Source organism: Pseudomonas sp. (genome assembly GCF_050739935.1).
Taxonomy (GTDB): Bacteria; Pseudomonadota; Gammaproteobacteria; order Pseudomonadales; family Pseudomonadaceae; genus Aquipseudomonas.
Genome location: NZ_JBOICF010000094.1, coordinates 1 through 10,762, shown reverse-complemented (window position 1 = coordinate 10,762; position 10,762 = coordinate 1). Strand labels below are relative to the sequence as shown.

9 protein-coding genes are annotated in these 10,762 nt (G+C 57.9%); 4 read left to right on the top strand and 5 right to left on the bottom strand.

Annotated features, from left to right (window positions below; all coding sequences use genetic code 11):
• The first annotated feature begins 60 nt into the window (after window positions 1-60).
• Window positions 61-711 carry a hypothetical protein gene (locus ACRER8_RS18820; RefSeq protein WP_431747716.1) on the top strand — a complete coding sequence of 217 codons (651 nt, stop codon included), beginning with the start codon at window positions 61-63 and terminating at the stop codon, window positions 709-711.
• Window positions 712-867: 156 nt separating this feature from the next.
• Here the strand turns inward: ACRER8_RS18820 and ACRER8_RS18815 are convergent, their stop codons facing one another.
• From ACRER8_RS18815 to ACRER8_RS18805, 3 genes are all read right to left on the bottom strand, one after another.
• Complete coding sequence (locus ACRER8_RS18815) at window positions 868-2,397, bottom strand: SulP family inorganic anion transporter (RefSeq protein WP_431747715.1); 1,530 nt, start codon at window positions 2,395-2,397, stop codon at window positions 868-870.
• Window positions 2,398-2,708: 311 nt separating this feature from the next.
• The gene (locus ACRER8_RS18810; RefSeq protein WP_431747714.1) at window positions 2,709-3,443 is read right to left on the bottom strand and encodes a carbonic anhydrase; all 735 of its coding nucleotides are present in this window, start codon (window positions 3,441-3,443) and stop codon (window positions 2,709-2,711) included.
• A gap of 232 nt (window positions 3,444-3,675) precedes the next feature.
• Window positions 3,676-4,734, bottom strand: coding sequence for a PA0069 family radical SAM protein (locus ACRER8_RS18805; protein ID WP_431747713.1), 1,059 nt, complete (start codon window positions 4,732-4,734; stop codon window positions 3,676-3,678).
• A gap of 268 nt (window positions 4,735-5,002) precedes the next feature.
• Here ACRER8_RS18805 and ACRER8_RS18800 point away from each other — a divergent pair, with 268 nt between their 5' ends.
• Window positions 5,003-6,643, top strand: coding sequence for a hypothetical protein (locus ACRER8_RS18800; RefSeq protein ID WP_431747712.1), 1,641 nt, complete (start codon window positions 5,003-5,005; stop codon window positions 6,641-6,643).
• A 203-nt stretch (window positions 6,644-6,846) separates the two neighbouring features.
• On the opposite strand, the gene ACRER8_RS18795 is transcribed toward ACRER8_RS18800, so the two are convergent.
• Both ACRER8_RS18795 and prlC read right to left on the bottom strand, forming a co-directional pair.
• Window positions 6,847-7,134: a YheV family putative zinc ribbon protein gene (locus ACRER8_RS18795; RefSeq protein ID WP_431747711.1), complete on the bottom strand. Its 288-nt coding sequence runs from the start codon at window positions 7,132-7,134 to the stop codon at window positions 6,847-6,849.
• Window positions 7,131-9,218: an oligopeptidase A gene (gene prlC / locus ACRER8_RS18790; RefSeq protein WP_431747710.1), complete on the bottom strand. Its 2,088-nt coding sequence runs from the start codon at window positions 9,216-9,218 to the stop codon at window positions 7,131-7,133. Before prlC ends, ACRER8_RS18795 begins: the two co-directional genes overlap by 4 nt.
• A gap of 54 nt (window positions 9,219-9,272) precedes the next feature.
• Between prlC and ACRER8_RS18785 the strand changes: the two genes are divergently transcribed.
• Together ACRER8_RS18785 and ACRER8_RS18780 are read left to right on the top strand one after the other, a co-directional pair.
• Entirely contained in the window at window positions 9,273-9,821 is a 549-nt protein-coding gene (locus tag ACRER8_RS18785; protein ID WP_431747709.1) for a gamma carbonic anhydrase family protein, read from the top strand.
• Between the two features lie 163 nt (window positions 9,822-9,984).
• Entirely contained in the window at window positions 9,985-10,635 is a 651-nt protein-coding gene (locus ACRER8_RS18780; RefSeq protein WP_431747708.1) for an HAD family hydrolase, read from the top strand.
• Window positions 10,636-10,762: the final 127 nt, after the last annotated feature.

Below are 10,762 nucleotides of genomic sequence, written 5' to 3'. Positions count from 1 at the left end.
GCAAGCTAACGTATGACTTCCTATAATGACGGCTTGGTTTTATTGCCTTATGGAGCATTCATGAACACCGCCGCGTTGCGCGAGCAGATTACACGAGCACAGGAACACGAGGCCCGGACTGGTCAGCTTTTGCGTCAGCTTGAGTTGCAACTTCCACATCTTCACCCTGCTATCCATCTCCCTGACGTCGATGCGCGGGGCGTACTCGCGCGTTTCGTCGTCACTTATATCGATCAGGTTCCACACCTGCTGGATGCCGCTCATGACGTAGCGCTGCAAGCGGGTATCGAAGACCAGATCAAACCGGTGCTGAAAATCGCCGAGCAGTTCTTCAGCGCACCGCCTGCGATCATGGACGGCCATGAAGGGCTCGACAGCCTGCTGGACGAGGCTTATCTGGCGCATCGTCTGGTCGAAGAAGTGAATGATTTGTACATCGTGCATTTCGGCCAGCCGCTGATCCCCGTGAACACCACCGTCGCCAGCGTCATCGCGCATCAACTGATTGGTGAGGCGTTCGCCAATCAGCTGGACGAGGTGGTGCATCACGCCATCGACGAAATGCTGGACGAAGACAGTTTCTCGCTGGAGTCAGTCGAAGCGTACCGCGAGCAACTTGCCAGCCCCGACACCGAAGCAGCGTGGAAACGCTGGCCGAGCCTGTCGCGCCAGCTGGGAGTGGGGCTTGAGGTGGAATGTCCGAAGGACTAACGCTACGGATGTCATGGGAGCGATGCGAAACCTGTGGGAGTGAGCTTACCTACGAAAGCTAACGTCCAGACGGTATATCCGCTGTGATGTGCAGGCCATTCGTGAGCAAGCTCGCTCCCACAAGGGGATCGCAGTTCAGATCAGGTTGTTCAACCATCAATGCAATGCCGCGCCACCAATCGAAGTCCGGATCCGCCCCTCGACCCGCCGCTTGAGCAGGCGTTGCTCCAGCAGCAATCTTGAACCCTGCGCAGCATTGGCCCGGCCCCATTCTTCAAGCAGCTCCAGGCAGGAATGGTCGATATAGCTGAGGTTGCCCAGCGGCACGTGCAACGTAGTACCCGACGGAACGTTGTTCAGCGCCTGAGTCAGCGCAGGCACCTTGAGGAAAGTCGCTGCACCGTTCAGACGCAAGTCCATTTCGTTCTCGGCTTCACGATCCACCAGATTAATCTTCAGACGCGATGCGTTCAGCGCCAGCTTCACCAGCGTCAGGCCAAATCCGATCAGCACCCCGGTCAGCAGGTCGGTCAGGATGATCGCACTCGCCGTGGCACCGTAGATGAACATCGGCATGCGGCCATAACGCCCAAGGCCTCTCAGCGCCTTGAGATCGACCAGCTTGACTCCGGTATAGACCAGCACACCCGCCAGACTCGCCACTGGAATGCTCTGCAACACGCTGGACAGCAATAACACGAACGCCAGCAACCAAAGGCCGTGGAAGATCGCCGACAGTCGCGTCCTGGCACCGGCTTGCACATTGGCTGAGCTGCGCACGATCACGCCGGTCATCGGCAGCGCTCCGACCAGGCCGCAGAGCATGTTGCCGATACCCTGAGCGCTGAGTTCCTTGTCGAAGTCTGAACGCTGACCGTCATGCATGCGATCGACTGCCGCCGCTGACAGCAATGTCTCGGCGCTGGCGATGAAGGCCACGGCAATGGCCGCGATCAGGATCGACGGATCCGCCAGGTTCAACAGGTCCGCCGGACTCAGCCAGTCGATGGCCTCAGCGAGGTTGGCCGGGACTTCAACCCGCTTGACGTCAAGGCTCACCGCCAGGCTGACCACAGTGGCGATGCCCACGCCGAGCAAGGCGCCTGGCACGAAACGCAGCGCTTGTGGCCGACGTTTTTCCCACAGCCACATGACCGCGATGGTGCCCAGACCCAGCAAGCCCGCTTGCATACCGTTACCAGGACCGATGGCGCCGAACAGGGTTTGGGGAAAGGCGATCAGGTTACCCAGCCCTGAAGGCTTGGGGCCGCTGTCGAACATCACATGGACTTGGGATAACACGATCAGCACGCCGATTCCCGCCAACATGCCGTAGACCACCGCTGGCGCCGTCACTCTGAACCAGCAGCCGAGTTTAAGACGCCCGGCCAGCAATTGCAGCAGACCCGCCAGCAGCAGGATCGGCCCGAGCATGGCCATGCCGTGTTCGCGCACCAGCTCGAAAACCAACACCGCCAGACCTGCGGCCGGGCCGCTGACCTGCAGCGGCGAACCGGCCAACCAACCGACCACGATGCCGCCGATGATACCGGTAATCAGCCCTTTCGCGGGCGGCATGCCGGACGCTATCGCGATCCCCATGCACAGCGGCAGGGCCACCAAAAAAACCACCACGGACGCCAGCAGCTCCCGAGGCAATAATGATTTCAGATCTTTAGTAGCCATGGCGACTCTCCGAAGATTTTTCAGGCGTGACAACGCCCGACGGCGCGCGCAAGGCGTGGCCGCTGTGAGCTTGAATGGGTTGGAACCGTCAGTGGTGCCGCAGCGTCACCGATGTGTCGCTGCGGTCAACTGGCGATCCGGAGTGTGTAAAAACGTCCCGAGCGAAGGTAAGGCAAGGCAAAACAGGCGAAAACGGCCGGGTCGCGTCCGACTCCAGGTGCTCCAGATGAGCATTTTCCGCCTGTTATAACGCAGCATCGCGTGCGCAGCGCCGAAGGCCCTAGCCTGCAGGAGTCTTTACATCGCCTGGATCAATAGCGGCCGCGGGGTACGGTTGCCATCGGAATCTTCTGATCGCCGTCCAGAGGAAGGAAACAATCCTGCTCGGCGTCGTAGGCGCGGATTTCGCTGGTCTCGATGTCGTAGACCCAGCCATGGATGAACAACTGACCGCTCGCCAGTTTCGACGCGACCGAAGGATGAGTACGCAGATGCTGCAGCTGGGCGATAACGTTCTCTTCGGTGAGTACGTGCATGGTTTCATGTTCACCGGAGCAGTTGCAGTTGTCCTGCACCACGGTCTTGGCGACTTCGGCATGACGCAGCCAGGCTTTGACGGTCGGCATTTTCTCCAGGGTCTCTGGATTGAGAACCGCACGCATGGCACCGCAATCGGAGTGTCCGCAGACAATGATGTGCTGCACGCCCAGCGCCAGCACCGCGTATTCGATCGCCGTGGAAACGCCGCCATTCATGGGGCCATAAGGAGGCACGACATTACCCACATTGCGGGTAACAAACAGGTCGCCCGGCGAGCTTTGGGTGATGAGTTCGGGAACGATGCGCGAGTCAGCGCAGGTGATGAACATCGCTCGCGGGTGTTGGGCCGTCGCGAGTTTCTTGAACAGTTCTTCCTGTTGCGGGAAGACGTCATGACGAAAGTGTTTGAAGCCGTCAACGATGTGTTGCAACGCCGCTTCGGCGGATTCAGCTTTGACCGGGGCTTGAGTCGTCTGCGCCTGCGGTTGTTTATCCCTGTTGCTCATGTCTCATCCCCTCTGTCGAATTGAAGTGGAGTTTCCAGTGATTCCGGTGAATGTCCCACTTTTTTCTGGCATGACGGACAATTCCATCTGTGCGCGACCAGCTGGTCACTTGCGAAACACCTTAGCGATAAAAACTTAATTGAAACTGAATGCAGCCCTCTAGCTCGCGGGTCTGCTTAAGAAAATCCAATGCTTGGCCAGAGCGGCATGTGCAGTTGAGACGCCACCGGAGTCACAACAATGACATCTGCCCGCCCGGCGGGCAGAACGCTTCGCAATCGAGCCTGAAACTCTCGCGGTGGTTCAGGCCCAGTCGCTTCACCGCAATACTGTAGCGCTGCGCCAGCAACTCGGCGAACACCCCTTCGCCGCGCATCCTTGAGCCGAAGCGACTGTCGTACACCTGGCCACCGCGACTCTGCCGAACCAGACTCATCACGTGCTCGGCCCGTTGCGGGTAATGCGCCTGGAGCCATTCCTCGAACAGCGGCGCGACCTCCAGTGGCAGACGCAGCATTACATAGCTCGCGCTCAAGGCTCCGGCAGCTTTGGCCTCGGTCATGAGCTTCTCCAGTTCCATGTCATTGATCATCGGAATCATCGGCGCCAACAGCACACCCACCGGCACACCGGCATCGCGCAGCACCCGAATCGCGCGAAGTCGCGCTTTGGGCGCCGCGGCCCGCGGTTCGAGAATGCGTTTGAGTTCATCGTCCAGCGAAGTCAGGCTGATGAACACCGAGACCAGCTTCAGCTTCGCTAACTCAGCCAGCAGATCCAGATCACGCAGAATCAACGAGCCCTTGGTGATGATGGTCACCGGATGCCGATAGCGCAGCAGCACCTCCAAAGTTGCGCGGGTGAGTTTGTATTCGCGCTCGATAGGCTGATACGGATCGGTATTAGCACCCAGAGTGATGGGGGCCACGCTGTAGCCGGGCTTGGACAGTTGCTGTTCAAGCAGGGCAGCGGCGTTGGTCTTGGCGATGAGTCTGGTCTCGAAATCCAGACCCGGCGACATGTCCCAATAGGCATGAGTGGGCCGTGCGTAACAATAAATGCAGCCGTGCTCGCAGCCGCGATAAGGATTGATCGAGCGATCAAACGGGATGTCAGGTGACGAGTTGCGCGCGATGATGGTCTTGGCCGTCTCCAGCGTAACCGTGGTGCCTTGCGTCACAGGCACCTCCTGATACCAGCCATCGTCTTCGACCACCGAGCGGTTCGGCGCGAAACGATTGTGCGGATTGGTCGCGGTGCCGCGGCCACGCGGGGGCAGTGATATGGACATGCGCGCCTCTGGATAACTGTTCATGCATACAGTATCGCAACCAGAACGTCCATTCCATAGCCAGTGGGCTGCGTGGTCGGCCCTCGGACAGGTGGTTCCTGAGGCGCTGAAAAACGCGAGATGCCGCAATTCAAGTAACAATTTCAGAAGCTTGCTTAATAGCGGGTTTCATATTTCCCATCGATACTTTCGTCACCTCCAGAACGGAGGCCACTTTCAAGCCACCTTCAGTGCAGGAAGCGCTGATTGAAGGAAAAGGATTTCGACGATGAATCAACTTAAAGGGGCCACTAATCTCTGTGGCGGCTTTCTTGCGTTTCTCATGACAGCTCACGCAACAGCTCATCCATTGGCTGAGAAAGATTTGCCATTCGACCAACTCAGCTGGGTCACCACTCACAATTCATATGAAAAGATTAACCAGAACCTCAGGGAGATTCCGCATCAGCTGAACGACGGCGTTCGTGGATTCATGCTGGATCTTTATCACGACGACAAACACTCAGACCGTGACGCCATCAGGGTCTGCCATAAAAAAATCTGCTATGGCAGTCTTGCCAATCAACTTGGCAACGAACTCCTGCCTTTTTTGAACACCCATAAAAACGAAATCGTCACGCTGTTCCTGGAAACCTACGTGACTCGCGAACAATTCCATAATTTCCTGAACAGCTTTCCTCAAGTTGCCGATATTGCGTTCAACCCTGACAACTTCCCGGCCAGTGGGTGGCCGACTCGTGGGCAGATGGCGCAAAAAAACAATCGACTGATTATTTTTACCGACAGATCCGAAGTCGCCGGGACGTATACAGTCAATGGGCGACCCATCAAGGTCTTGTTCGATCAGGACTGGCTGGTGCAGAACCACTGGAAAACGTTGGGAGCTGTGGCTTCGAACGTGTTGGCCGCACACGATTTTTCCTGTCCGACCCGATGGAGCAGCCTGCCGTTATCGACTGCAAAAGTGAATGCGCGCACGGGAAAACAGTGGAATCGCCTTTTCCTGATGAATCAGTTCCATTACGCAACCTCGACCATTCCGGATTCAGCCAAGTACGACAACAATCTGACCTACCTGATGCGTCGTGCAGCGAATTGCGGCACCACCCCAAACTTCATCGGCATCAATAACTATCGCAATGGCGATACGCTGCCTTACACCCAAGCCTTGAGTCAGGGTGGCATTTATCTCTGGGAAAAGGACAACGCCAATACCACGGGCGATACCGTATGCGTCATACCCCGTCGGGCGCAGACCTTGAGCCTGCCAGCGAACGGATGCGAAAACGACGAAGCCAGATCCTTGTCCCTGGCGGGCATCAACAAGGGCACCCGCATCACTCTGTTCGACAGCGCAAGCGGTAATCGTGAAGATGACCACATCATCATCGACGTAATACGAGATATCGGTATCAGTGAAAAAGTCGTGGTTGGTTCTTTGGAGCGCAGCCGCACCACGGACGCCTACCGAGCGGTTTATATCCGCAACAATGGTTTGGCAGGAAAAGTCTCTCGCATTGAAGTTAAAACCACGCCTGTAGATTTTTCCGATGCCGCAGTGGCCTTCTACGAAGGAAACAATGCGACGCAAAACCTGGACTGTGTCGTGCCATTTCACTATGCGCATCATGTAAGGATGAAGAAAAACAGTTTCGGTTGCTCGAATGACGAGATCCGTTCCGCGAAGATCCTGAAAGCGAAAGCGGGAACCGAGTTCACGTTAACGGGGCATCCAGGGGGCGAGTTCAAAGAGGGCCGGACGAACGTGACAATCCTGCGAGATATCACGACACCTATTGTGATCCCAAGCTTCAATCGCTCGTATCAGGACCAAAATGTGAAAGTGGAAAATCACAGCAAAGGTATCGACGGATTGGTCTCGTTTGGCTATTTCAGCGGAAGTCGATAGCTGAGTCCAACGAAGGGCCGCTCGGCCACGTCCCTGGTTTTTTGTTAAGTGAAAAGCCTGTGAACCCTCGCGAGGCATTCTGCTCGGGTCGAGGGCTGTAGGAGCCGGCTTGCTGGCGAAAGCGTCGCGTCAATCACCGTCAATGGATCAGGTGAATCGCGTTCGCCAGGTAGCCGGCTCTTACAGGTAGATGCCAGCGCTTGTCAGCTTGGATCTGCCGGCTTTTTCAGCTTCGGATTCGGGAAGAACTGCACACCCTGCACCTTCGTGTCGGCCGGTTTTACGGGAGCCTTGTTGACGCGCGTGCCCAGTTCTTTCGGAATCGACTGACCCTGGGCGTTGAGCGTGTCGGAATACCCGCAATGCACGCATTCGCGATGCGGGACGTCATCTTCACTCCACATCATCAACTTGTCAGGCTCGCTGCACGCCGGGCAGACAGCCCCGGCGATGAAGCGCTTCTTGGTAACCACATGCGGTGTATCGGTCATGCTGCCGCGTCCTCACTCAAGCCGGAATGGCGCAAGAGTGCGTCAATCGAAGGCTCGCGTCCGCGGAAGTCGACGAACAGCACCATCGGCGCTTGCGAACCGCCCCGGGCCAGAATCGCTTCGCGGAACGCACGACCGGTTTCGGCATTGAGCACGCCGTCTTCCTCGAACCTGGAGAAAGCGTCGGCAGAGAGCACTTCAGCCCATTTGTAGCTGTAGTAACCCGCTGCATAACCGCCCGCGAAGATGTGCGCGAAGCTGTTGGGAAAGCGGTTGTACGCCGGCGGACGCATTACCGAGACCTCGTCGCGTACGGCTTCGAGCACTTGCAGCGTGGTACGGCCGTCGCCGTGAGTGGCGTGCAGTTCGAAGTCGAACAGCGAAAATTCCAGCTGACGCACCATCATTAGCCCCGACTGGAAATTCTTCGCCGCGAGCATTTTTTCCAGCAGGTCCTGAGGCAGCGGTTCGCCGGTTTCGTAATGACCGGAGATCAGTGCCAGACCTTCCGGCTCCCAGCACCAGTTCTCCATGAACTGGCTCGGCAGCTCGACCGCATCCCAGGCCACGCCGTTGATGCCCGAGGCGCCAGCGTGTTCGACGCGGGTCAGCAGGTGATGCAAACCATGGCCGAATTCGTGGAACAGGGTCGTAACTTCGTCGTGGGTCAGCAGGGCAGGCTTGCCAGGCGATGCCGGGGTGAAATTGCACACCAGGTTGGCGACCGGGCTTTGCAGGGCACCGCTGGAAGTACGGCGACGATCGCGGGCACCATCCATCCAGGCACCGCCACGCTTGTTGGCGCGGGCGTAGAGATCGAAGAAGAAGCGGCCGACGTGCTGGCCGTTTTCCTTGATTTCGAACAGGCGGACATCCGGGTGCCAGGTGTCGAAGCCTTTCTGCTCGGCGATTTCGATGCCGTACAGTTTTTGCACGATGGCAAACAGGCCGCCCAATACCTTGTCGATAGGGAAGTAGGCGCGCAGGGCTTCCTGGGAAACGCTGTAACGCTGCTCGCGCAATTTCTCGCCATAGAAACCGCTGTCCCAGCTTTGCAGATCCGGGCAGCCCTGTTCGGCGGCGTAAGCCTTGAGCTGCTGCAGGTCCTGCGCAGCGAACGGCTTGCTTCGCTTGGCCAGATCACGCAGGAAACTCAATACCTGATCGCTGGATTCGGCCATTTTGGTCGCCAGGCTCAGCTCCGAGAAGCTGGCGAAGCCCAGCAATCTGGCCAGTTCCTGACGCAAGTCGAGGATTTGCTCCATCACCGGGCCGTTGTCGTTCTGGCCCGCATTCGGGCCTTGGTCCGAAGCACGGGTGCAGTACGCCGCATAGACTTCTTCACGCAGCGCGCGGTCCTGGGCGTAAGTCATCACCGCGTAGTAGCTCGGGAATTCCAGGGTGATCAGGTAGCCGTCGAGGCCCTTGGCCTGGGCCGCGGCAGCCATTTGCGCCTTGGCCGAATCAGTCAGGCCGGCGAGGGCGGCTTCGTCGGCGACGTGTTTGGTCCACGCCTGAGTAGCGTCGAGCAACTGGTTGGAGAATTGACTGCCGAGCTCGGATAGCTTGCTCTGCACTTCGGCGTAACGCTTCTGCTGCTCGGGGGGCAGGTCGATACCCGACAGCCGGAAATCACGCAGCGAATGCTCCAGGATGGTTTTCTGCGCCACGTCGTAGCTGGCGGCTTCCGCGCTATTGGCCAAGGCTTCGAAGGCCTGGAACAGTTCGCGGTTCTGGCCCATCTCGGTAGAGTAGGCGCTCAGCGCTGGCAGGCAGGACTCATAGGCCTCGCGCAGTTCGGCGCTGTTGCATACGGCGTTCAAGTGGCTGACCGGGCTCCAGGCGGCACCCAGGCGGTCGTTCAACTCGTCCATCGCCAGCACCAGGCCGGCCCATGTAGGCTGCGTACCTTGCTTGGCGAGGATGTCGGCAATCGCGGCGCGGTTGTCGGCGAGAATCTGGTCAATGGCAGGTTTTACGTGCTCGGCGCGGATCGCCGAGAAAGGTGGCAGGTCGTAGGATTGCAAAAGAGGGTTGTTCGCGCTCACGGTTTGGCACCTTGGCTGGAAGAAACACTTGAGCATCTTAATTACAATCGGCGCTGACCGCAGCTATCAACGCCAGAGAAGGAGCCTATCGTGGCTATTCGCACATTCCAGAATCACACGCCAGCCCTTGGCGACCGGGCCTTTGTCGATCATTCGGCGGTTGTCATCGGCGATGTCGAAATCGGCGCCGACAGTTCGGTCTGGCCGCTGACGGTGATTCGTGGCGACATGCACCGCATCCGTATCGGCGCCCGCACCAGCGTGCAGGATGGCAGCGTGCTGCACATCACCCATGCCGGGCCGTTCAATCCGGACGGTTTTCCGCTGTTGATCGGTGATGAAGTGACCATCGGCCACAAGGTCATGCTGCACGGTTGTTCCATCGGCAGCCGAATCCTGATCGGCATGGGCAGCACGATCATGGACGGCGCAGTGGTTGAAGATGAAGTAATCATCGGCGCAGGGAGCCTTGTCCCGCCGGGCAAGCGTCTGGACAGCGGCTTTCTGTACGTTGGCCGGCCGGTCAAACAGGTGCGTCCGCTGACGGAAAAGGAAATCGCTTTCTTCCCTTACAGCGCGACCAATTACGTGAAGTTGAAGGATCAGCATCTGGCCGAAGGTTTCGACAAGCCCTGCTAGCAATAGGCGTTTATTTGGAATCAGATCAATCTGTGGGAGCGAATTCATTCGCGAGGGGCCGGTACATCCAACTCATCTGTGTCGGCAGTACAACAGTCGCGAATGAATTCGCTCCCACAGGTCAGTGCCATTTGGAAATTTCCCTTCGATCATGGGCGTAGACATGCATTACCAGAATATTCTGTTCGACCTGGACGGCACCCTGACCGACCCACGAGAAGGCATCACCCGTTCAATCCAGTTCGCCTTGAGCAAGCTGGGCATCGATGAACCCGATATCACCCAGCTCGAACATTTCATCGGGCCGCCGCTGCTACAGCAATTCATGCGCGCTTACGACTTTGAGGAGACCAAAGCCTGGGAAGCGGTAGGTTTCTATCGCGAGCGCTTCAAGGTCACTGGGCTGTACGAAAATCTGGTGTTCGATGGCGTGTTCGAACTGCTCGATCTGCTCTCGGATCAGGGCCGTACATTATTCATCGCCACGTCCAAGCCTTGGGTGTTCGCGCATGAAATCGCCCGCCATTTCGACTTCGCCCGGCACTTCAAGCTGATCTATGGCAGCGAACTGGACGGCACCCGCACCGATAAGGTCGAGCTGATTCGACATTTGCTGGATGAGGAAAAACTCGATCCGAAGCAGACGTTGATGATCGGCGATCGCAAGCACGACTTGATCGGCGGCAAGCGCAACGGGCTGGATGTGGCGGCAGTGGGTTATGGATTCGGCAGTCGTGAAGAGCTACAGGCCGAAGCGCCGACTTATCACTTCGAATCGTTGAAAGAGCTGCACCAGGCGTTTCTCAAGTCCTGAGAGCGCTGAATCGCCCGCCTGACCAATGCTGGACACACTTGTAGGAGCCGGCTTGCTGGCGAACCAAGTGTGTCAGTCAACATTTCTGGAGCTGACCCACCGCGTTCGCCAGCAAGCCGGCTCCTAC

Excerpts from the sequence above, each read along its gene's own strand:
- ACRER8_RS18795 (WP_431747711.1), bottom strand. The coding sequence starts at position 7,134 with ATGACCGATACACCGCATGTGGTTACCAAGAAGCGCTTCATCGCCGGG.
- ACRER8_RS18810 (WP_431747714.1), bottom strand. The coding sequence starts at position 3,443 with ATGAGCAACAGGGATAAACAACCGCAGGCGCAGACGACTCAAGCCCCG.
- ACRER8_RS18780 (WP_431747708.1), top strand. The coding sequence starts at position 9,985 with ATGCATTACCAGAATATTCTGTTCGACCTGGACGGCACCCTGACCGAC.
- ACRER8_RS18805 (WP_431747713.1), bottom strand. The coding sequence starts at position 4,734 with ATGTCCATATCACTGCCCCCGCGTGGCCGCGGCACCGCGACCAATCCG.
- ACRER8_RS18800 (WP_431747712.1), top strand. The coding sequence starts at position 5,003 with ATGAATCAACTTAAAGGGGCCACTAATCTCTGTGGCGGCTTTCTTGCG.
- prlC (WP_431747710.1), bottom strand. The coding sequence starts at position 9,218 with ATGCTCAAGTGTTTCTTCCAGCCAAGGTGCCAAACCGTGAGCGCGAAC.
- ACRER8_RS18815 (WP_431747715.1), bottom strand. The coding sequence starts at position 2,397 with ATGGCTACTAAAGATCTGAAATCATTATTGCCTCGGGAGCTGCTGGCG.
- ACRER8_RS18820 (WP_431747716.1), top strand. The coding sequence starts at position 61 with ATGAACACCGCCGCGTTGCGCGAGCAGATTACACGAGCACAGGAACAC.